Raw genomic sequence first — 20,461 nt, 5'->3', positions numbered from 1 at the left:
TGATTCTGAAAATAAGGGGGCGTGGCAATGGCAGCCACCCGCAGACAACATAAAAACCAAAAAGAAAGTGCATGGGTGCCGCCGCTGCAGCGGGACCCGGGACCGTGGAACCGGCTGCTGCTCAACTGGCTGGCAACGCTGGCCATTATCATGGTGTTCGGCCTTGTAATGCTGTACAGCGCAAGCTATACCACCGGCTACCTGCGCATGGGCGACAGCCTGCACTACATCAAGCAGCAGGCTATCTGCATGGCCATTGGCATTGGCTGTATGGTAGTCATGAGCTATGTGGATCACCGCTTCCTGCGCTGGGCGAGCAAGCCGCTGTACTGGGTGGTGCTGGCCATGCTGGCCGTCACGCTGACCTTTGCACCGCTGAACGGCTGCCGCCGCTGGATCCGTCTGGGCGGCCTGACTCTGCAAACCTCTGAGGTGGCAAAGTTTGAAATGATCCTGCTCTCGTCCCATCTGGCAGCAAGTGCGCCGCAGATCGGCCGGTTCAGCCCGTCGCTGAGAGAAAAGATCAAGCCAAAGGATTGGTTGTTCATCCGCATCGTAAGGCAGCTGATCGTGCCGGTGCTGCCACTGGTGCCGGTGGTGTTGCTGCTGTTTTTAGAGCCGCACATGTCCGGCATCCTGCTGACCACCGCCATCGTGGGCACCATCCTCATGCTGACCGGCTGCGGCGGTGTATTGACATGGTGCGGGGCCGCAGCGGCGGCTCTGCTGCTGAAACCGGCCCTGACGCTGGTGGAATCCATTGGCTATCTGCAGGACCGCCTGAACACATGGTCCGATGATCTGGAAGCGCTGAACGACCAGACCAAGCAGAGCTTGTACGCCATCGGCTCCGGCGGACTGAAGGGCCTTGGCCTTGGCAACAGCGTGGAAAAGCAGCTCTGGCTGCCGGAAAGCACCAACGACTTCATCTTCAGTGTGGTGTGCGAAGAGTTGGGCTTCATCGGTGCGGTGCTTATCATCGTGCTGTTCATACTGCTCATAGCGCAGGGCCTGATGATCGCCTATAAGGCCGAGAACCAGTTCTGCACCATGGTGGGGATTGGCATTATGGCGCAGATCGCCTGGCAGGTGTTCTGCAACATCGCCGTGGTCACCAACACCATCCCGAATACCGGCATCAGCCTGCCGTTTTTCTCGTCCGGCGGCACCAGTCTGATCTTGCTGCTGGCAGAAATGGGCGTGATGGTGAACATTGGGCGCAACGGAGAGCGGGCGGCGCAGCAGAGGGCAGCGGCCCACGCACAGCGGCAGGCTGCAAAGGCTCAGCGTGATGCGGAGCTGAAGGACCGTACCATCAATCTGGACGATGCCCGCCGTGCGCGCAATGAACTGTAACGACTGTTTTGAGGGCGCAGGCCAGTGGGAAGCTCCCCGATGACCTGCCCAGATGCACTAATAATAGAGGAGGAATCGTCATGCGAGTTCTGATCGCTGCCGGCGGCACTGCCGGCCATATCAACCCGGCACTTGCCATTGCAGGTGCTATCAAAAAGGCAGACCCTTCTGCCGAGATCCACTTTGCCGGCCGCAAGGAGGGCATGGAGTACCGTCTGGTAGGACAGGCGGGCTATCCCTTCCACCATATCGAGATCACCGGTTTCCAGCGCAGGCTGTCGCTGAACAACATCAAGCGCAACATCGTTACGCTGTGGAATCTGGCCCTCTCTGGCCCCAAGGCAAAGGCCATTATGAAGGAGGTCAAACCCGATCTTGTGATCGGCTGCGGCGGCTATGTGTCCGGCCCGGTGGTGCGCTGTGCCGCCAAAATGGGCATCCACACCGCCATTCATGAGCAGAACGCCTTCCCCGGCGTGACCAACAAGCTGCTGGCACCGGATGTGGATCTCGTGTTTGCCGCCGTGCCTGCTGCTGTGGAAAAGCTGGGCGCACCTGATAAGACCATCGTGGTGGGCAATCCGGTGCGCCCGGAGGTGTTCACCAAGGCAAAGGACCGCGATGCCATCCGCGCTGAGCTGGGCGCGGGCGACCGCACGGTGATCCTTTCCTTCGGCGGCAGCCTTGGCGCACGCCGCGTCAACGAGGTGGTGGCCGACCTGTGTGCATGGGAACAGCACGAGAAGAAGCCGGTGCTGCATCTCCACGCTACCGGCCAGTACGGTGTGCAGCTGTTCAAGGATCTGGAAAAGGAAAAGAACTTCGCGGAGGGCGACGGCCTTGTGGTGAAGGAATACATCAACAATATGCCGGAACTGCTGGCGGCGGCAGACCTTGTCATCAGCCGCGCCGGTGCGCTGACGCTGGCCGAGCTGGAAGCTGTTGGCCGTGCAGCCGTGCTCATCCCCAGCCCCAATGTGGCTGAGAACCACCAGTACTTCAACGCCATGGAACTGCAGAAGGCCGATGCTGCTGTGGTGATCGAGGAAAAAGATCTGACCGGCGAAAAGCTGGTGAGCACGGTGTCCGACATGCTGGCACAGCCCGGCAAGCTGGCTGAGATGGGCAAAAATGCCCGCAGCCTGTCGGTGGATGACAGCCTTGACCGTATTGCAGACGCTCTGATGAAACTGGTGCAGAAGTAAAACAAAACCTAAACCGGAAAGGAGGTGTGCGCCATGCAGCAATACCGCAATAACAGAAACAACGGCAATATCTACGACCTGCGGAAAGACCTGCAGCATACTCCGCCGCCTTCACAACAAAAAAGATCTTCCGGCAGTGCGGACGGGCGCTATGGCTTCAACGGGGAACCGCTGAGCTTTGCGCCGGACCGCACCGCCAATGGTACGGTGCGCCGCACCCGTACCGATAACAGCATCGAGTTCCCTTCGCAGCCGCGCCGCACCGAACAGAGCGGCACCCGGCGCACCAGCGGCCAGAACCGGAACCGTACCGCGCAGCAAAGCCACACGGCCCAGCCGGAACAGCGTGCATCCGGCACGGCCCGCAAGCCGCAGCAGCGCCGTTCACAGGGGCAGAAGCCGCGCAAGACAGCGGCTCAGGCAGCGCAGCAGCACTACAAAAACCAGCGCCTGCGCCCGGCACAACAGCAGCCACGCGACCCGGTACAGCGGGAAAAACGCAAGAAGCGCCGCCTGACCCGCGCTGCACTGAAGCGGCGGCGGATGCTGCGGCGGCTGATGGCCTTTGTGACCCTGCTGGCCGTGATCGCCGCCGGTGTTTACCTGACCATGACCATGCTGTTTAAGATCGGTACCATTCAGGTGCAGACGGCGGACGGCACCGTGGTGCAGGAGGTGGGCGGCTATTCCAGCAGCCAGATCCTGCAGGCACTGGGTGTGCAGACCGAAGAGAACATTTTCAGCTTTGACCCTGCCGCCAAGGAAGCGGAACTGGAAAAGCAGTTCCCGCTGCTGGAATCCATCAGGGTGGTTCGGGATTACCCCAACACGGTGGTGGTGCAGGTGACCGAGGCGGTGCCTACCTATGCCATGCAGACGAAGAGCGGCTGGCTGACCCTCTCGGATCAGTTCAAGATCCTGGCCTGCGAGTCTGCCCAGCCGGAAGAACTCAAGACCCTATACGGCGGCGAGCCGGTGTCGGTGACACCCGGCGACCAGCTGACCTTTGCAGCGCAGGCAGACCCGGCGGCATCGGATGCATCCGGTTCGGCAGCAGCTTCGGCAGCGGTGCAGACGGACGACCGTCTGGATGCGCTGAATGAGCTGCAGGCAAAGCTGGAAGAGTATGGGATGCTGGACGATGTGACCCGCATGGAATTTGCGGACACCGACCAGATGGCATTTTTGTATCAGGATCGTGTCAGTGTGCTTCTGGGTACACGGAACGATCTGGATTATAAGCTGGACCGCGCACGCTATGTGCTGACCAATGCCGACGGCAAGGGTTGTGCCCCTACCGACACCGGCAGACTGGATTTCAGCCATGTCAGCGCGGGCAGCACCCGTAAAATTTACTTTGCACAGGGCCAGCCGACCCTGCCCTCCGGTTATGTTGTGCCGGAAAAGACCGTGCCGGAAGAGCCTGACACCTCTGCTGCCGAGGATACTGCGGCAGACGGTGCAGAGGATGCCGCTGCGGCCCAGCCTGCGGACGATACGGCGGCAGCTGCGGAAGAAACACCGCTGACCGACCCCGCCCGCATGACCGCAAATAACGAAGAAAACCCCATGTGACAAAAATGTTTTGAGGAGCGTGTGCAGTATGAAACTGGAACAGTTACTGGAAGGCGTGCCCTTTACCCTTGCGCAGGGCAGTCTGGACACCGAGATCTCGGATATCATCTACGACAGCCGCAAGGCGGCACCGGGCCTTTTGTTCGTGTGCATCGTGGGCACCCAGCGTGACAGCCATGAGTTTGCCGCCGACTGTGCGGCAAAGGGTGTCAGCGCACTGGTCATCCAGCACGACATCGACCTTTCCGCCATGCCGGGCGTGACCGTGGTCAAGGTGGAAAGCAGCCGCTATGCCATGGCTCTGATGAGCGCGAACCTTTTCGGCAACCCGTCCCGCCAGATGACCATGATTGGCGTGACCGGCACCAAGGGCAAGACCACTACCACCCACATGATCAAGAGCGTGCTGGAAGCTGCAGGCCGCAAGGTGGGCATGATCGGCACCAACGGCATTTATTATATGGGCCGCCACAAGGATACTGCCAACACCACTCCGGAAAGCTACGAACTGCAGAAGACCTTTCGGGAATTTCTGGATGCAGGCTGCGACACCGCGCTGATGGAGGTTTCCAGCCAAGGCCTGATGATGGACCGCGTGGCTGGTGTGCACTACAATGTGGGCGTGTTCACCAACCTTTCGCCGGATCACATCGGCCCCGGCGAGCACAAGACCTTTGAGGAGTACCGCAGCTGGAAGGGCCAGCTGTTCAAGCGCTGCGACGTGGGCGTGGTGAACATTGACGATGAGAATACCGAAGCCCTGCTGGAAGGCCATACCTGCAAATTGGTCACCTATGGCCGCGCTGAGCAGGCGGACTACCGCGAGACCGGCTTTGAACTGCTGCGCACCCACGATTTTCTGGGCGTGAAGTTCCATGTGACCGGCAAGGACGAGATGGATGTGAAGGTGAACATGCCCGGTGAGTTCAGCGTGTACAACGCGCTGGCTGCGCTGAGCGTGGGCAAGGTGCTGGGGCTGCCGGATCAGGCCATCCACGATGGTCTGGGCAAGTGCGTGGTCAAGGGCCGCGTGGAGCTGGTGCCCATCAGCAAGAAGTTCACCATCCTGCTGGACTACGCCCACAACGAGGTGTCTACAGAAAGCCTGCTCACCACTCTGCGGGCCTACAAGCCCCATCGTCTGGTAGTGGTGTTCGGCTGCGGCGGCAACCGCTCCAAGCTGCGCCGCTACGGCATGGGCGAGATCTGTGCCAAAATGGCCGATCTCTCCATCCTTACCGAGGACAACAACCGCTTTGAAAAGGTGGAGGACATCCTTGCTGATATCCGCGTGGGCATGAACAAGGGCAACCCGGATGCAAAGTTCGTGGAGATCCCCGACCGTCTGGATGCACTGCACTACGCAGTGGATCACGCGCAGGAGGGCGACCTGATCGCCGTCATTGGCAAGGGCCACGAGACCTACCGTGACCGCGAGGGTGTCAAGACTCCGTTCCTGGAGCGGGAGCTGCTGGAAGAGTACGCACAGCAGATCGGGCTGGAATAAGAACGCAAAAAACAACGCCGTGTCGAATGTTCAGACACGGCGTTATTTTTTTGCGGTAATTATGCTTTCAGCTGCGGAGCCTTGTTCTCCGGCAGGAGATTGGTCATGCTCTTCAGGCTGATGCCGATGGTGGAGAGATTATGCAGCATGGCAGAGGAGGCCGGCTGCAGGATGCCCAGAGCACCCAGCGCGATGAGGGCCGAGTTGAAGGTGAGCACGAAACGGTAGTTTGCATGCACGCGCTTTTGCAGAGAGTTGGCGATGGCCTTGAGGGCCACCAGCTCCTCCAGACTGTCGGCTTTGATGGTCACGTCTGCGATCTCGCGGGCGATGGCAGCGCCGGAGTTGATGGCAATGCCAATGTCGGCAGCGGACAGGGCGGGGGAGTCGTTGATGCCGTCGCCGATCATCACAACGGTGTGGCCCTCGGCCTTGGCCTGCTGGACGAAGTTTGCCTTGTCCTCGGGCAACACCTCGGCAAAGAAGCGGTCCACGCCCACCTGCTTTGCAATGGCGGCAGCGGTGCGCTCGCTGTCGCCGGTCATCATGACGGTGTTCTGGATGCCCAGCGCACGCAGTCCGTTCAGCACAGCGGCGGCTTCCGGGCGCAGCGGGTCGGAAATGCAGATCACGCCCACCAGCTGCCCGCTGGCAGCCATGTACAGGTGCGAATGCTCCGGTTTGAGAGCATCAAACTTTGCCTGCTCGTCGGCGGGCACGATGCACTTTTCGTCCTCAAAGACGAAGTGGTGGCTGCCAATGACCACGCGCTCGCCGCCCACGCGGCTTGCAATGCCGTGGGCCACGATGTATTCCACCTCGGAGTGCATCTCCTCATGGGAAATGCCGCGCTCCTTGGCGGCACGCACCACGGCGTTGGCCATGGAGTGGGGAAAATGCTCCTCCAGACATGCGGCCAGCTGCAGAACTTCGCGCTCGTTGCAGCCGGAGAAGGGAACCACATCCACCACCTGCGGGGTAGCGCGGGTGAGTGTGCCGGTCTTATCAAACACGATAGTGTCGGCCTGAGACAGCGCTTCCAGATATTTGCCGCCCTTGACGGTGATGTGATAGCTGCCGCACTCGCGCATGGCGGAGAGGACGGCCAGCGGCATGGACAACTTGAGCGCACAGGAAAAGTCCACCATCAGGCACGAGATGGCGCGGGTGACGTTGCGGGTGAGCAGATACGTCACGCCGGTGGCACCCAGACACCAGGGCACCAGCTTGTCGGCCAGAGCCAGCGCACGGTTCTCGGTGCTGGACTTGAGCTTTTCGGATTCCTCGATCATGGAAACGATCTTATCGTAGCGGTTGGAACCGCCCTCGGCTTTAGCGATAAAGACACACTCGCCCTCCTCCACAACGGTGCCGGCATAGAGGGTGGAGCCCTCTGCCTTGCGCACCGGCATGGACTCGCCGGTCAAAGCAGCCTGATTCACCATGGCTTCGCCTTCCAGCACGGTGCCGTCCAGCGGGATCATGTTGCCGCTGCGCACGACCACTTCGTCGCCGGAGCGCACCTTGGTGAGCGGTACCAGCACTTCGGTGCCCTGACTGCGCACCCACACCTTGTCCACGTTCAGGGCCATGCTGCGAGCCAGATCGTCCAGACTCTTCTTGCGGGTCCACTCTTCCAGCAGAGAGCCCAGGTTCAGCAGGAACATCACCGACCCGGCGGTGGCAAAGTCGCTGCGCAGGATGGACACGCCGATGGAAAGAGCGTCCAGCACTTCCACTTCCAGCCTGCGGCTCAGCACGCAGCGCACACCTTTCCAGAGAAAGCGGATGGAGCGGAACACCGTGTAAGCGGCATCGATGGGTGCAGGCAGGAACAGCTTGCGCAGGGCGCGGCCTGCCACAAGGTTGAACATCTTGTCCTGATATTCCCGGTTCAGCCTGCGGCTGTCGGCGGAGGTGACAAGGGCATCGTTTTCGGCCACATCGAACTTATAGCCTGCCAGAATGGCAATGGCAGCGGTGCGCTTGCCGGTATAGGTAATGACCACATCGCCGGTGCGCTCGTAAACGGCGGCATGGACGATGGCATCTTTGTGGTTCAGATATGCTTCCAGCACATCGGCACGGTGCAAAGTCATGCGGACGTTTTCCACATGCACACGCATCCGGCCTTTGCCTTCATGCAGAATGGTACATTTCATATATCAAATATCCTTCTCTATCTTTTTGCCGCAGCGTCAGGCTGCTATACCCTGCACGCCTGCGGCCCCACTCTCACAAAAAAGAGCCGCCCGAAGGCGGCTCGAAAGCCACGTTGGGGCTTTCAGTGCTTTACGAACCGAAAATTACTCAGCGGTCTCTTCGGTGGTCTCCTCGGCGGCATCTTCGATCACAGCAGCCTCGGCTTCAACAGCACGAGCCTCGTTGATGGCCTTTGCATCGGCCAGAATGTCACCAGCCTGCTCCTGAACCTTGCTGACGGTTTCCATGGTGGAGTCCTTCATGCGCAGCACGGCAGCAGTGGTCTGGGTGTAGACCTTCTTGGCATCCTTGCTGGACAGCAGCTTGAAACCGGCAGAGCCGAACAGAGTACCGGCGGCGAACAGTGCGATCTTCTTGATATCCATAGTAACTTCCCTACCTTTTCTATTTCCTGTCAGAGGCCCTGCACCGCAGGACCTGTAAGATGAATATACCGGCCCAAAAGCCGGAGAACAGGGTGGACATTTCCCTTCTGTCGAGCCTATTGTAGCACAGAATTTACCATTTTCAAGCTTTTTCTTGAATGTTAATACATGTAAACTTTTTACGATGTGTAGTTAGAAAAAGCTATCTCTAACGCGTTTTTTAAGACAAACTACAGTTTGTAAATAGAAACTAACCGGCAGATGGGACGAGAAAGAATTTCCAGTTTGTAAAAAATCCTGGTTTGGAAATGCAGTTTGCCGCTACGGCCCTTCTCTGTGAAAAAGCAACCCGGAAAAATCCGCAGACTTTTCCGGGTTGCTAAAATAAAAATTGTTTTCCGCTGAAGATGCCAAGAGCGACGCGGCGGACATTTTAAACCGTTTTGCTTTACAGGATGCGCACCCGGACCACGGCGGGGATGGCAGCCAGCTTTTCGGCCAGCTTCTTGTCCACAGCACCGGTGGCATCCAGCATGGTGTAGGCCATGTTCTTCTTGCTCTTGTTCACCATGTTTTCGATGTTCAGGCCGGCTTCGGTGGTCAGGGCGGTGATCTGGCTGATCATGCCCGGCTCGTTTTTGTGGATGATGCAGATGCGCTTGCCGCCGGCTCTGGGCTGGTTGACCTCCGGCATGTTCACCGAGTGGATGATGTTGCCGTTCTTCAGGTAGTCGCTCAGCTCCTTTGCAGCCATCACGGCGCAGTTGTCCTCGGCTTCCGGGGTGGAAGCGCCCAGATGGGGGGTGCACACGATGCCGGGCTTGTCCAGAATGGCCTCGGACGGGAAGTCGGTCATGTAGCCGGACACCTTGCCGGTCTCCATGGCTTCCAGCAGGGCTTCGGTGTTCACCAGTTCGCCGCGGGCGTAGTTCAGGATCTTCACGCCGTCCTTGCACAGGGCAAGGGTCTGGGTGTTGATGGTGTCCCTGGTGGTGGGCAGATAGGGCACATGGATGGTGATGTAGTCGCACAGGGGCAGCATGTCGTTCAGGTTCACGCAGTGGTGTACCTGACTGCTCAGGTTCCATGCGGCATCAATGGAGATGTAGGGGTCGTAGCCGTAGACCTCCATGCCCAGCTCAATGGCGCAGTTGGCCACGCGGGAGCCGATGGCACCCAGACCGATGACACCCAGCGTCTTGCCCTTGATCTCGTTGCCCACGAACTGCTTCTTGCCCTTTTCCACGGTCTTTGCCATGGCAGGGTCACCGGCAAGGCCCTGACACCACTGGGCAGCAACAGCCACATTGCGGCTACCGGCGATCAGCATGCCGATCACCAGCTCGGCCACAGCGTTGGCGTTGGCACCGGGGGTGTTGAACACCACGATGCCCTGCTCACTGCAGCGGTCCAGCGGGATGTTGTTCACGCCGGCACCGGCGCGGGCGATGGCCAGAAGATTGTCGTTGAAGGCGGTATTCAGCATGTCGGCGCTGCGAACGAGGATGCCGTCCGGGGCATCGGTGTCCACAGCCACCTCAAACTGCTTGTTGTTCAGCTTTGCCAGACCCACCGGGCTGATGGCGTTCAAAGTTTTGATCGTATACATATCTGAATTCCCCTCTTATGCATTTGCCTTGCGGAACTTCTCCATGAAGTCCACCAGCTTGTCCACGCCCTCGGCGGGCATTGCGTTGTAAATGGAAGCGCGCATGCCGCCTACCAGACGGTGACCCTTCAGGTTCACGAAGCCTGCTTCTGCAGCTTCGGCGCAGAACTTCTTGTCCAGATCTGCATTGGGGCTGGTGAAGGTGACATTCATGGTGCTGCGGTAGCGGTGCTCCACAGGATTCGTGAAGAAGTTCTGACCATCCAGATAGTCGTACAGCACTTTGGCCTTGGCTTCGTTGATCTTCTGCATGTTGGCAAGACCGCCGATATCGTTTTCCAGATACTTGAGCACCAGACCGGTCATATAGATGCACCAGCAGGGGGGCGTGTTGTACATGCTGTCCTTGCCCAGCAGGGTGGTGTAGTTCATCATGGTGGGCACATTGTCGGCGGCATGGCCCAGCAGGTCGTCGCGGACGATGGCAATTGCCATGCCGGCGGGAGCTACATTCTTCTGCACGCCGAAGTAGATGCAGCCGTACTTGGTCACATCCACCGGCTTGGAGAGGATCATGGAGCTCATGTCGGCTACCAGAGGGACGCCCTCCACCTGCGGTACCTCGACAAACTGAGTGCCGAAGATGGTGTTGTTCTGGCAGATGTGGATGTAGCTGGCATCCTTGTCATAGTTGATGGCGTTCACGTCCGGGATGTAGGTGAAGTTCTTATCCTTGCTGGAAGCAACGATGTTCACCTCGCCGAACTTGGCGGCTTCCTTGGCGGCAAGGTTCGAGAAATTGCCGGTGACAAGGTAATCTGCTTTGCCGGTGGTCATGAAATTCAGCGGGACCATGGCAAACTGCTGGGTGGCACCGCCCTGAAAGAAACCGACCTTGTAGTTGTCGGGAATGTTCATTACCCGGCGTAGGGTGGCCTCGGTGTCCTTGATGATGGCATCGAACCACTTGCTGCGGTGGCTCATCTCCATCACGCTCTGACCGCTGTCGCCATACTCGAGCAGCTCTGCCTGTGCCTGCCTGAGCACCTTCTCGGGCAGCATGCTGGGGCCTGCGCTGAAGTTGTAAACTCGTGCCATAATGAACTCTCCCTTTCCTGTATCGCACAGCACCGCGGTTTTCTGCGGTGCGTTCTGTTGATTGCTGTAGCCGTAGTATACCGGTTTTGCAGGGATGAAAACAAGAGCATCTTTGCACAAAGATACGGCGCAAAAGCCCCTGTGCGGGCACAAAGCACACAAATGTCCTTGATAGAAAAACAAAAACAAAGACAAATGTAAAACAGAGCTGAAAAAGCCTGATTCCATCGGCGTTTCCGGCTCTTGCACTTTGGCGCAGAAATTGGTATAATCATAAAACAAAGACAAACGTAAAAGCAAAAAAGATGCCAAAAGGAGGGAGAACAGCAGGATGTATGGCATCCCGGACAGTGTAAAGCCGCTTTCGGCGGCAGAGGAGCAGGTGATGCTGGCGGTGTGGGCCTGCCGTGCGCCCGTCACCCGGCGGGATATCGACGCAAAACTGCGGGCGAAGGGCTGGGCACCGGCTACCGTGCTGAACTTTCTCTACCGGCTGGAAGAAAAGGGCTGGGTGAAAAGCGGCAAGGATGGCAACCGCAATACCTACACTCCGGTCATCACCCAGCGCGCCTACAACGTGTGGAGTATGAGGGAACGGCTGGATACCCTTTTTGGAAATGATCTGGCCGCGGCGGTGCGCGCGCTGGTCAGCGAGAGCGGCTGCGGCCAGAGCGAGCTGGAACAGGCCATGAAGGTGCTGGAGGAAAAGCATCTGGAAGCGGAAGAATATGATCTGTATGACCCTTATGGGTAAAAAGGAGAACGGAAGATGGATTGCAAACTGCGTGCCAAAAACTGCGGCGGCTGCCCGATGCTGGGCATGGACTACGCCGCACAGCTGAAGCAGAAAGAAGAGACCGTGAAAAAGCTGCTGGGCAGATTCGGCCCGGTGGAGCACATCCGGGGCATGGAAACGCCGTACCACTATCGGAACAAGGTGATCTCCACCTTTACCACCGGCTGGGGTGGAAAACTTACCTCCGGCATCTACGCGGCAAACAGCCACAAGGTGCTGCCGGTGGAAAGCTGCCTTTTGCAGGACGAAGTGCTGGATAAGACCATGCTGGCTGTGCGCGCAGCGGCGGGCACCTGCCATTACCAGCCTTTTAATGAGGATAAGGGCACCGGCCTTCTGCGTCACTGCCTGCTGCGGCGCGGTGTTATGACCGGGCAGGTGATGGTGGTGCTGGTGACGGCTCAGCCGGTGCTGCCGGGTGCCAAGAACTTTGTCAAAGCCCTGCTGACCGAAGCCGGAAAGCAGGGCGTGGCCATCACCACCATCGTTCAGAACGTGAACGACCGCAAAACCAGCGTGGTGCTGGGCGATATGGAAAAGGTGCTGTATGGCAAGGGATTCATTCTGGACGAGCTTTGCGGCAAGACGTATGCGCTCAGCCCGCGCAGCTTTTATCAGATCAATCATACCCAGACCGAAGTGCTGTACGGCCTTGCAGTGGACGCGGCGCATCTCACCGGCAAAGAAGTGGTGCTGGATGCCTACTGCGGCATCGGAACCATCGGCCTGACCGCCGCCGACCATGCAAAGCAGGTAGTGGGCGTGGAGGTGAACCGCGAAGCGGTGCACGATGCCATAGGCAATGCAAAGCACAATGGCGTGAAGAACGCCCGCTTCTTTGCCGCAGATGCCACCCGGTGGATCGGCGAAGCCGCTGCGGCTGGTGAACGCGCAGACGTGATCTTTATGGACCCGCCGCGGGAGGGCTCTACGCCGCAGTTTGTCGAAAGCGTAGCCCGCATGGCCCCGAAACGTGTGGTCTACGTGAGCTGCAACCCGGTCACGCTGGCCCGGGATCTTGAGCTGCTGACCCGGAAGGGATACAAAGTGGAGAGCAGCACGCCGGTGGATATGTTCCCCCACAGTGAGCATATCGAGGTCGTGTGTTCGATGGTTAGATTCAAAAAGCATTGATCTAATGTGAAGTAGGGTGAACCGTTTTATGTATTCTGTTACACAGCGTATAAAAATGGTCCAGCAATATGAAGGAAAATAAGAAGACCTGTGCAGTCTGGTGAAAAATAACAACACAAATAGTACAGAGAAAAGGAGCATCCCATGAACGCAAATATCAATTATGATGAGATCCCGGATACCAGTGCCGTGCAGGAGGACCTGCTTGCGGCGCTGAGCAGCCAGCATGTGACCGTGCACACGAATGAGGAGCCGGACTTCGACTACATGGAAAACGGGGATGTGGCTTTTGTGGTCAAGAACCCGCACAATGATGAGAATTTGCTCATTGAACTGGGCGGCGAGTTCTCGCTCTTCTTCGGCCTGTGGCATGGGCAGTACAAGGCCGTGGAGTACGACTACGACCGCATGAAGAAGGACATTGCAGCCATTCTGGCGGGCAATGCCGGTGCGCTGAGCCTGTATGCCGACGGCAGGTGGCAGGGCAGCACCCTCAGCCCGGAGAAGGTGTCTGCCGATGCTGACATGGAAAAGCTGCTGGAACGCTGCTGGCAAAAGCAGGAGCCAAAGGAAAAACTGCTGGCACAGGGCGGCAGGGTGGAACTGCTTTATTGGGACCCGGCGGAAAATAAGAGCTTTATGATTCCGGCAAAGAACTGAATTATAACAAAAAGGACACACCACAACGGTGTGTCCTTTTTGTTATAGGATATGAAGCTTAGACCTTCTCGATGGTGATGCTCCAATCAGCGGTCATGGCCTCGTCCGGCTCCAGCACTTCGTGCTTGCCTTCCTCATTGACGCTGTTGGCCCAGCCGTTCCACGGCTCCATGCACACAAAGCTCTCGGCATCCTGCTGCCACAGCACGGCGTGGTCGAAGCTGTCGTCTGCATCCACAGTCACCTTGTGGCCGTTGCCGCTGTCGGTGAGGGTCATGGGGAACTGTACGCCGGTCAGCAGGCGCACGCTGTTGTCAGCACCTTCCTTGCGGGTGAGGGTGATCTTTTCCGGGGCAGCGGGCTGCTCGCCCTTGGCGCTCTCGGAACAGGTAGCGCACTTGATATCGAAGTCCACATTCTCCAGCTTGGAAGCCTTGAAGTAGGGGTGGAAGCCGAAGCTGAAGGGCATGTTGGTGTCGCCCTCGTTGATCACGGTCATGTTGATGGCGGCAGTGTTGCCCTCGAGGTTATAGTTCATCAGCACGGTGAAATCGAAGGGATAGAGGAACTTGGTCAGCGGGGTGGACTCCAAAATCAGGGTCACGCCGTCCGGGCCGACGCTTTCCACATCCCATGCGCACAGGTCGGCGAAGCCGTGGTTCTCCATGGGGTATGCCTTGCCGTCAAAGATGTGCACGCCGTTATCCGGCAGGCCGCAGTTGGGGAACAGCACCGGCACGCCGAAGCGGGGGCGGTTGCACTCGGAAAAATTGGGGTGGCGGGTCCAGATGTACTCCTCGCCGTTCAGCGAGAAGCCGGTGATCATGCCGCCGCGCTCCGGGGTGATGACCAGCTCGGTCTTTGCCTCAGCATCGGTGATAACGTACTGCTCATAGCAGGCACCGTTTTCGGTGACATAACGGGTGGTGATCTGATTCATAGTTCAGTCCTCCTTATGTTTCTGGTTCTGTGCCAGTTTTTCAAAATAATAATCAATGCCATAGCGGATGAGATATTTTATGACCCTTGCAATAACGGCCACGATAGCGGCAAAAATGCCGCCGTAAAGCAGAAACGCATAGATCATCATGCGAGTGGTCATAGCCATAAAAACACTTCCCTTCTGTTTTCATGCACAAAGAGGCTGCCGTACAGCCAAAGTGCCATACAGCAGCCTCGAAACGATTACAGAACGACACCGTCCTTGAAGATGGAGATCTCGCGGAAGCCGTGCTTCTCGGCCTTGGTCTGCTCACCGCTTGCAACGCGGATGACCAGATCCAGCAGGTCCTTTGCAGCCTCGTCGATGGTCTTTTCGCCATCGGCGATCACGCCGGTGTTGAAGTCGATCCAGCCGGATTTCTTCTGGGCCAGCGGGGTGTTGGTGGAGATCTTCAAGGTGGGAGCCGGGGCCGAGAACGGAGTGCCGCGGCCGGTGGAGAACAGGATCAGGTGTGCGCCTGCGGCGGTCATGGCCGTGGCAGAGACCAGATCGTTGCCGGGGCCGTACAGCATGTTCAGGCCCTTGGTGACAACGGGATCACCGTAGCCGATCACGTCCATGATGGGGGCGGTGCCGCCCTTCTGCACGCAGCCGCAGCTCTTGTCTTCCAGCGTGGTGATACCGCCCTGTTTGTTGCCCGGAGAGGGGTTATCGTAGACCACCTCGTTGTGGCTGATGAAGTAATCCTTGAAGCCGTTGATCATGTGCTCAGCCTTGACAAAGACGTCATGGTTGATGCAGCGATCCATCAGGAAGCCCTCGGCACCGAACATCTCGGGTACCTCGGTCAGCACGGTGGAACCGCCGCGCTGGCCCATCATGTCGGAGAAGCGGCCGATGGTGGGGTTGGCGGTGATGCCGGACAGGCCGTCCGAGCCGCCGCACTTCATGCCCACCACCAGATCGGACACGGGGATAGGCTCGCGCTTGAACTGCCCGGCATAGGCAGCCAGTTCCTTGAGGATATCGCGGGCAGCGGTGAACTCGTCGTCCACCTCCTGACAGGTCAGGAACTTCACACGGTCGTGGTCATACTCGCCCAGCTCTTCCACGAACTGATCGTGCTGCAGGTTCTCGCAGCCCAGATGCAGCACCAGAACGGCGGCAGCATTGGGGTGGCGCACCAGCGCAGCCAGCAGCTTGCGGGTCTGTGCATGGTCGTGGCCGGTCTGGCTGCAGCCGAAGGGATGGGTGAAGGTGTACAGGCCCTCGATGGAGCCGGTGACCAGATCCTGATTGTCGGCAACGATCTTCTTGGCGATGTCGTTGACGCAGCCCACGGTGGGGATGATCCAGATCTCATTGCGGATGGCGGCACGGCCGTCCTTGCGGCGGAAGCCCATAAAGGTCTCCGGCTCGACCTTGGGCAGGGGAGCCAGATCCGGGGCGGGGTTGTAGCTGTACTCTACCTCACCGGACAGGTTGGTGTGCACGTTGTGGGTGTGCATCCAGCTGCCGGGAGCGGCATCTGCGGTGGCGTGGCCGATGGGAAAGCCGTACTTGATCACGTTCTCACCGTTCTTGATGGGCTTCACGGCCATCTTGTGGCCCTGCGGAATGTCTTCCAGAGCAGTCACAGAAAGACCGTCCACTTCCACCAGCGTGCCCTTGGCAATGGGGTGCAGGGCAACGACCACGTTGTCGATGGGGCTGATATGAATTGCCTGCGGCATAGTAGTTCTCCTTATCGTATCGCACAAAAGGGCTGCTGCCCAAAGCAGCAGCCCTTTGTTGTGCGGGTAGGTTGGTTTTTCAGGCTTACAGGCAGCTCTTGTAAGCAGCCTCGGCACCCTGAGTGCGGATCATTTCCAGATCAGCCAGAACAGCGGCCTCGAGACCCTCGATCCTGGTCAGATCCTGATCCCACATCTGGGTGTTGGTCAGCACGGCGTGCACCAGCTGGGCAGCGGTGTCGTCCTTGTGTGCATAGTAGAAGTCCAGTGCCCATGCGTCATCCTGGATCTTGTAGGTGTTGCCGGCAGGACGCTTGCAGATCAGGCCGTCCTCGGTGCGCTCCTGAATGTCGCTGGAATAGAAGGCAATGTAGGCTGCCAGAGACATGGTCAGGCACTTGGGCAGCTGCTTCTGCTCCTCGATGTAAGCCAGGAAGGAAGGCATGTTGCGGGCCTTCCACTTGGAGGTGGAGTTCAGGGAGATGCTCATCAGCTCGTGGTTGACGAAGGGGTTATTGAAGCGATCCTCAACAGCGGAAGCAAACTCTTCCAGATCCTTCTTGTCCAGCGGCAGGGTGGGGATGATCTCCTCGTGCAGCATCTTGTTCATGAAGCCGCGGATGGTGTCGTTGTGCATGCAGTCACGCACGATGTCGAAGCCGGCCAGATATGCGCCCAGAACGAAGCCGGTGTGTGCACCGTTCAGGATGCGGACCTTGCGCTTCTTGTAGGGGGTAACATCAGGCACGACCATGACGTTGACACCGGCCTTCTTGAACGGCAGCTTGTCCTCCAGCTCAGCGGGACCCTCGATGACCCACACGCCGAACACTTCGCCCACGTCCAGAGCGGCATCATGGTAGCCGTTGGCCTCTTCCATGGCAGCCAGTTCCTTGGGATCGCGGATGCGGCCCGGAACGATGCGGTCCACCAGAGTGGAGCAGAAGGTGTTTGCGTTGTTCATCCAGTCGATGAAGGCAGGCTCCAAATCCCAATCCTTGGCGTAGTTGTTGCAGCACTTCTGCAGCTCCTTGCCGTTGTTGTCGATCAGTTCGCAGGACAGGATGGTCAGACCCTTGTCAGCAGCGCCATTGAATGCCTTGTAGCGCTCGAACAGCACGCGGGTCAGCTTTGCGGGGAAGCTGTTGGGAGGAACCTGATCGAACTGGCTGTCACCCTGCGTGTAGGCGATGCCGGCCTCGGTGGTGTTGGAAACGATGGTCTCGAGATCCTCAGAGCGTGCCAGTTCCAGCACTTCGTCCCACTTGCCGTCGATGTAGGGGCACACACAGTCGGACACGCAGGAGATCACGCGCTTTGCATCGACCTTCTGGCCCTTCTCACTGCCGCGCAGGTACAGGGTGTACAGGCCTTCCTGCTCGTTGATCCAGTCTGCCATCTGGGGGAAGTTGCCAATGGGCTGCACCAGCTTGACCTTGCCGTTGTAGCCAGCCTTCTCGTTTGCAATATCGTAGAAGTAGTCCACGAAAGCACGCAGGAAGTTGCCCTCGCCAAACTGCATGACCTTGACGGGTGCATCCTTCAGGATGTAGCCGTTATAGCCGGTGCCTTCCAGAACCTTGTAGTTCAAAGTTTCCATCTTGTTGATCTCCTTTATAAACTTGCTTTGCTCACCAGAAGGCCGCTTTGCCTGCCCTCTGTTCCTTACCCCTATTTTATGCTGTTGTATACAAATAAGTCAAGAGCTTTGTGCAATATTTTTAGCCCTAAGGTGACGATTTGGGGCATTTCCAGCGAAAAGCACAATTGTGTGCTGGAAAATTTGTCACTTTTTCAGTTGTATACATGCGCATTTTCCGTTATACTAAAGGTAAGACAAACCTGCCCGTGCAGGCGGGTGTCCCGTTGTACACAAGGTTTGACGGATTTTTAACAAAAACCATCAGAGAAAAGGAGTTATCGACCCATGAAAGCATTTATGGATAAGGACTTCATGCTCCAGTCTCCCACTGCTCAGCATCTGTACCACGACTACGCTGCGGATATGCCTATCTGCGACTACCACTGCCACATCCCTCCCCGTGAGATCTACGAGAACCGCCGCTTTGAGAACATCGCTCAGGTATGGCTGGGCGGCCGCAACCCGGACGGCAGCTACTTTGGCGACCACTACAAGTGGCGCGTGATGCGTTCCAACGGTGTGCCTGAGGAGTACATCACCGGTGATAAGCCCGACCGCGAGCGCTTCCAGAAGTTTGCAGAGGCTCTGCCCATGGCCATCGGCAACCCGATGTACCACTGGACCAACCTCGAGCTGCATGTGTTCTTTGGCTACGAGGGCGTGCTGAACGGCGACACCGCTGAGGAAGTGTGGAACCTGTGCAACGACAAGCTGCAGCACGATCCCAAGCTGACTGTCCGCGGCCTGATCGAGCAGTCCAACGTGGCCTTCATCGGCACCACCGATGACCCCATCGATGATCTGTACTGGCACAAGAAGATCAAGGAAGATCCCACCATCAAGTTCACCGTGGCTCCTTCCTTCCGCCCCGATAAGGCCATCAACATCAACAAGCCCGGTTTTGCCGAGTACATGGGCAAGCTGGCCGCTGTTGTGGGCAAGGAAAAGCTGGCCTGCATCGACTGCGTCACCGACGCTCTGACCAAGCGCATCGAGTTCTTTGCAGAGATGGGCTGCCGCGCTTCGGACCACGGTCTGGATTACATCCCCTACCGCGAGGCCACCAAGGAAGAGGTCAACGCTATCTACCAGAAGGTGATGGCCGGCGAGACCTGCACCACCGAAGAGGCTGAGAAGTACCAGACCTACATCCTGATCCATCTGGGCAAGCAGTATCACCGTCTGGGCATCGCCATGCAGATCCATTACAACTGCCTGCGCGGCGTGAACCGCAAGATGAACGCTCTGCTGGGACCCGACACCGGCTATGATATGATCAACACCGCTACCTGCGGCGGCGAGATCGCAAGCCTGCTGAGCGCCCTGAACGACACCGACGAGTGCCCCAAGACCATCATCTACAGCCTGAACCCCGCCGACGATGCACAGATCGGCACCATTCTGGGCTGCTTCCAGAACAGTGAGGTGCCGGGCAAGATCCAGCACGGCTCCGCATGGTGGTTCAATGACCACAAGATCGGCATGGAAGAGCAGATGACCCGTCTGGCAAGCCTGGGCCTGCTGGGCAACTTCGTTGGCATGCTGACCGACAGCCGCAGCTTCCTGAGCTACACCCGTCATGACTACTTCCGCCGCATCCTGTGCAACATCATCGGCCAGTGGGTCGAGGATGGCGAGTATCCCAACGACGAGAAGGCTCTGGAGAAGATCGTCAAGGGCATCTGCTTCGACAACGCAAAGCGCTACTTCAACCTGTAAGAGAAGTGCCTGAACTGAATAAGGCATAACACAAAGCCCCCGGAACGGTGTGAAACGTTCCGGGGGCTTTTGCTGTAAGCAGATAATGTTTACTTTACAAGGCTGCGCAGCACGACACGTGCAGTGGAAACGTCGGAACCAAGCAGGGTGTCGTAGGCATTCAGGATGTCGCGGATGGCCTGCAGGTTGTCCTTGGTCAGGGTGTAGGTCTTGGTGGAGCCGTCCCTGCCGGTAAAGGTGGCGGTGACGCTCTTGGCGGCAAGCCACTCGTTCAGCCAGCTGGTGCTGTCGTCCATGTCGAACAGCTCGTAGTCGAACCATGCCTTGAGGTCGTTGTCGTAGCCGCCGATGAACTCTTCATCACAGGTGAAGTCGTAGTAGTTATCCTCGGTCTCTACCCGAACAGATTTCATGTCCAGCTTTTTATTGCCGAAGTAGGTCATGCCCAGACTGAGATACACGGTGGGATCATCGTTGGTAACGAACAGGTAAGGGTACAGGCCGCAGGAGGCCTTTTCCATGCTGGCATCCTCGTAGGGAGAATCGATCTGCCAGCCCTCAGCCTCGCTGTCATAGGTGACAGTGAACTTGGACAGGGCAGAGCGCAGCTGTGCCTCCGACACCGCATTGGTCACAGAAATCTCTGCCGGGGCAGGCTCGTCCGGAAGAGCAGGGCTCAGGGCAAAGGCGGAGACGCCGCCCAGCAGAACAGCAGCGGTGCACAGGCAGGCGGCACCGCGCTTGAACAGTCCGGTCAGTTTCATAGGGATCTCCTTTCGCTTCACAGAAACGCTTTTTCTCTGTCCAGAGCATACCAGATTTTACGGCCTCTGACAAGCAAAACGGCATGAATCGCCCTTCAGATGCATCAGAACGACCGTTCAGATGGTGTGCAG

General features: G+C 58.1%; 17 protein-coding genes. 8 read left to right on the top strand and 9 right to left on the bottom strand.

The window, feature by feature from the left end:
• The first annotated feature begins 27 nt into the window (after positions 1-27).
• The 4 genes from DW937_RS10245 to DW937_RS10230 all read left to right on the top strand — a co-directional run bounded on the left by DW937_RS10245 (position 28) and on the right by DW937_RS10230 (position 5,643).
• Positions 28-1,356 (top strand): FtsW/RodA/SpoVE family cell cycle protein, encoded by a 1,329-nt coding sequence (locus DW937_RS10245; RefSeq protein WP_120120852.1) that lies wholly within the window; start codon positions 28-30, stop codon positions 1,354-1,356.
• Between the two features lie 80 nt (positions 1,357-1,436).
• A complete protein-coding gene (murG, locus tag DW937_RS10240) occupies positions 1,437-2,561 on the top strand; it encodes an undecaprenyldiphospho-muramoylpentapeptide beta-N-acetylglucosaminyltransferase (protein WP_097774340.1) in 1,125 nt (374 codons plus the stop codon).
• A gap of 33 nt (positions 2,562-2,594) precedes the next feature.
• A complete protein-coding gene (locus DW937_RS10235; protein ID WP_120120851.1) occupies positions 2,595-4,136 on the top strand; it encodes an FtsQ-type POTRA domain-containing protein in 1,542 nt (513 codons plus the stop codon).
• 28 nt (positions 4,137-4,164) lie between these two features.
• On the top strand, positions 4,165-5,643 hold the full coding sequence (locus DW937_RS10230) for a UDP-N-acetylmuramoyl-L-alanyl-D-glutamate--2,6-diaminopimelate ligase (protein ID WP_120120850.1): 1,479 nt from the start codon (positions 4,165-4,167) through the stop codon (positions 5,641-5,643).
• Positions 5,644-5,702: 59 nt separating this feature from the next.
• On the opposite strand, the gene DW937_RS10225 is transcribed toward DW937_RS10230, so the two are convergent.
• From DW937_RS10225 to serC, 4 genes are all read right to left on the bottom strand, one after another.
• Positions 5,703-7,805: a heavy metal translocating P-type ATPase gene (locus tag DW937_RS10225; RefSeq protein ID WP_207666647.1), complete on the bottom strand. Its 2,103-nt coding sequence runs from the start codon at positions 7,803-7,805 to the stop codon at positions 5,703-5,705.
• A 144-nt stretch (positions 7,806-7,949) separates the two neighbouring features.
• Positions 7,950-8,231, bottom strand: coding sequence for a DUF6110 family protein (locus DW937_RS10220; RefSeq protein ID WP_005944105.1), 282 nt, complete (start codon positions 8,229-8,231; stop codon positions 7,950-7,952).
• A gap of 448 nt (positions 8,232-8,679) precedes the next feature.
• On the bottom strand, positions 8,680-9,840 hold the full coding sequence (locus DW937_RS10215) for a phosphoglycerate dehydrogenase (protein ID WP_120120849.1): 1,161 nt from the start codon (positions 9,838-9,840) through the stop codon (positions 8,680-8,682).
• Between the two features lie 15 nt (positions 9,841-9,855).
• Positions 9,856-10,938 carry a 3-phosphoserine/phosphohydroxythreonine transaminase gene (gene serC / locus DW937_RS10210; protein ID WP_120120890.1) on the bottom strand — a complete coding sequence of 361 codons (1,083 nt, stop codon included), beginning with the start codon at positions 10,936-10,938 and terminating at the stop codon, positions 9,856-9,858.
• 331 nt (positions 10,939-11,269) lie between these two features.
• Here serC and DW937_RS10205 point away from each other — a divergent pair, with 331 nt between their 5' ends.
• The 3 genes from DW937_RS10205 to DW937_RS10195 all read left to right on the top strand — a co-directional run bounded on the left by DW937_RS10205 (position 11,270) and on the right by DW937_RS10195 (position 13,528).
• Positions 11,270-11,692 (top strand): BlaI/MecI/CopY family transcriptional regulator, encoded by a 423-nt coding sequence (locus tag DW937_RS10205; RefSeq protein WP_118528643.1) that lies wholly within the window; start codon positions 11,270-11,272, stop codon positions 11,690-11,692.
• Between the two features lie 15 nt (positions 11,693-11,707).
• Complete coding sequence (gene rlmD / locus DW937_RS10200; RefSeq protein WP_120120848.1) at positions 11,708-12,868, top strand: 23S rRNA (uracil(1939)-C(5))-methyltransferase RlmD; 1,161 nt, start codon at positions 11,708-11,710, stop codon at positions 12,866-12,868.
• Positions 12,869-13,012: 144 nt separating this feature from the next.
• Positions 13,013-13,528 carry a hypothetical protein gene (locus tag DW937_RS10195; protein ID WP_120120847.1) on the top strand — a complete coding sequence of 172 codons (516 nt, stop codon included), beginning with the start codon at positions 13,013-13,015 and terminating at the stop codon, positions 13,526-13,528.
• A 58-nt stretch (positions 13,529-13,586) separates the two neighbouring features.
• Here DW937_RS10195 and DW937_RS10190 read toward each other — a convergent pair whose 3' ends face one another.
• The 4 genes from DW937_RS10190 to DW937_RS10180 form a co-directional block, all read right to left on the bottom strand.
• Positions 13,587-14,468 (bottom strand): aldose epimerase, encoded by an 882-nt coding sequence (locus tag DW937_RS10190; RefSeq protein ID WP_120120846.1) that lies wholly within the window; start codon positions 14,466-14,468, stop codon positions 13,587-13,589.
• 3 nt (positions 14,469-14,471) lie between these two features.
• Positions 14,472-14,636, bottom strand: a complete 165-nt coding sequence (locus DW937_RS14930) for a hypothetical protein (protein ID WP_005944144.1) — start codon at positions 14,634-14,636, stop codon at positions 14,472-14,474.
• A 77-nt stretch (positions 14,637-14,713) separates the two neighbouring features.
• On the bottom strand, positions 14,714-16,204 hold the full coding sequence (locus DW937_RS10185; protein ID WP_005944146.1) for an altronate dehydratase family protein: 1,491 nt from the start codon (positions 16,202-16,204) through the stop codon (positions 14,714-14,716).
• A gap of 85 nt (positions 16,205-16,289) precedes the next feature.
• Complete coding sequence (locus DW937_RS10180) at positions 16,290-17,804, bottom strand: tagaturonate reductase (protein WP_120120845.1); 1,515 nt, start codon at positions 17,802-17,804, stop codon at positions 16,290-16,292.
• A gap of 327 nt (positions 17,805-18,131) precedes the next feature.
• Between DW937_RS10180 and uxaC the strand changes: the two genes are divergently transcribed.
• The gene (gene uxaC, locus DW937_RS10175; RefSeq protein ID WP_120120844.1) at positions 18,132-19,565 is read left to right on the top strand and encodes a glucuronate isomerase; all 1,434 of its coding nucleotides are present in this window, start codon (positions 18,132-18,134) and stop codon (positions 19,563-19,565) included.
• Between the two features lie 89 nt (positions 19,566-19,654).
• Here the strand turns inward: uxaC and DW937_RS10170 are convergent, their stop codons facing one another.
• On the bottom strand, positions 19,655-20,329 hold the full coding sequence (locus tag DW937_RS10170) for a hypothetical protein (RefSeq protein ID WP_243111466.1): 675 nt from the start codon (positions 20,327-20,329) through the stop codon (positions 19,655-19,657).
• Between the last annotated feature and the right edge of the window lie 132 nt (positions 20,330-20,461).

It is taken from the genome of Faecalibacterium sp. AM43-5AT (assembly GCF_003603345.1).
GTDB classification, from domain to species: domain Bacteria; phylum Bacillota; class Clostridia; order Oscillospirales; family Ruminococcaceae; genus Faecalibacterium; species Faecalibacterium taiwanense.
Note: the sequence above shows the minus strand (reverse complement) of the source record. Positions and strands in the feature narration are given on the sequence as shown.

What these genes read in the sequence shown, in the direction of transcription:
- DW937_RS10245 (WP_120120852.1), top strand. Translation starts at nt 28, where the DNA reads ATGGCAGCCACCCGCAGACAACATAAAAACCAAAAAGAAAGTGCATGG.
- murG (WP_097774340.1), top strand. Translation starts at nt 1,437, where the DNA reads ATGCGAGTTCTGATCGCTGCCGGCGGCACTGCCGGCCATATCAACCCG.
- DW937_RS10235 (WP_120120851.1), top strand. Translation starts at nt 2,595, where the DNA reads ATGCAGCAATACCGCAATAACAGAAACAACGGCAATATCTACGACCTG.
- DW937_RS10230 (WP_120120850.1), top strand. Translation starts at nt 4,165, where the DNA reads ATGAAACTGGAACAGTTACTGGAAGGCGTGCCCTTTACCCTTGCGCAG.
- DW937_RS10225 (WP_207666647.1), bottom strand. Translation starts at nt 7,805, where the DNA reads ATGAAATGTACCATTCTGCATGAAGGCAAAGGCCGGATGCGTGTGCAT.
- DW937_RS10220 (WP_005944105.1), bottom strand. Translation starts at nt 8,231, where the DNA reads ATGGATATCAAGAAGATCGCACTGTTCGCCGCCGGTACTCTGTTCGGC.
- DW937_RS10215 (WP_120120849.1), bottom strand. Translation starts at nt 9,840, where the DNA reads ATGTATACGATCAAAACTTTGAACGCCATCAGCCCGGTGGGTCTGGCA.
- serC (WP_120120890.1), bottom strand. Translation starts at nt 10,938, where the DNA reads ATGGCACGAGTTTACAACTTCAGCGCAGGCCCCAGCATGCTGCCCGAG.
- DW937_RS10205 (WP_118528643.1), top strand. Translation starts at nt 11,270, where the DNA reads ATGTATGGCATCCCGGACAGTGTAAAGCCGCTTTCGGCGGCAGAGGAG.
- rlmD (WP_120120848.1), top strand. Translation starts at nt 11,708, where the DNA reads ATGGATTGCAAACTGCGTGCCAAAAACTGCGGCGGCTGCCCGATGCTG.
- DW937_RS10195 (WP_120120847.1), top strand. Translation starts at nt 13,013, where the DNA reads ATGAACGCAAATATCAATTATGATGAGATCCCGGATACCAGTGCCGTG.
- DW937_RS10190 (WP_120120846.1), bottom strand. Translation starts at nt 14,468, where the DNA reads ATGAATCAGATCACCACCCGTTATGTCACCGAAAACGGTGCCTGCTAT.
- DW937_RS14930 (WP_005944144.1), bottom strand. Translation starts at nt 14,636, where the DNA reads ATGGCTATGACCACTCGCATGATGATCTATGCGTTTCTGCTTTACGGC.
- DW937_RS10185 (WP_005944146.1), bottom strand. Translation starts at nt 16,204, where the DNA reads ATGCCGCAGGCAATTCATATCAGCCCCATCGACAACGTGGTCGTTGCC.
- DW937_RS10180 (WP_120120845.1), bottom strand. Translation starts at nt 17,804, where the DNA reads ATGGAAACTTTGAACTACAAGGTTCTGGAAGGCACCGGCTATAACGGC.
- uxaC (WP_120120844.1), top strand. Translation starts at nt 18,132, where the DNA reads ATGAAAGCATTTATGGATAAGGACTTCATGCTCCAGTCTCCCACTGCT.
- DW937_RS10170 (WP_243111466.1), bottom strand. Translation starts at nt 20,329, where the DNA reads ATGAAACTGACCGGACTGTTCAAGCGCGGTGCCGCCTGCCTGTGCACC.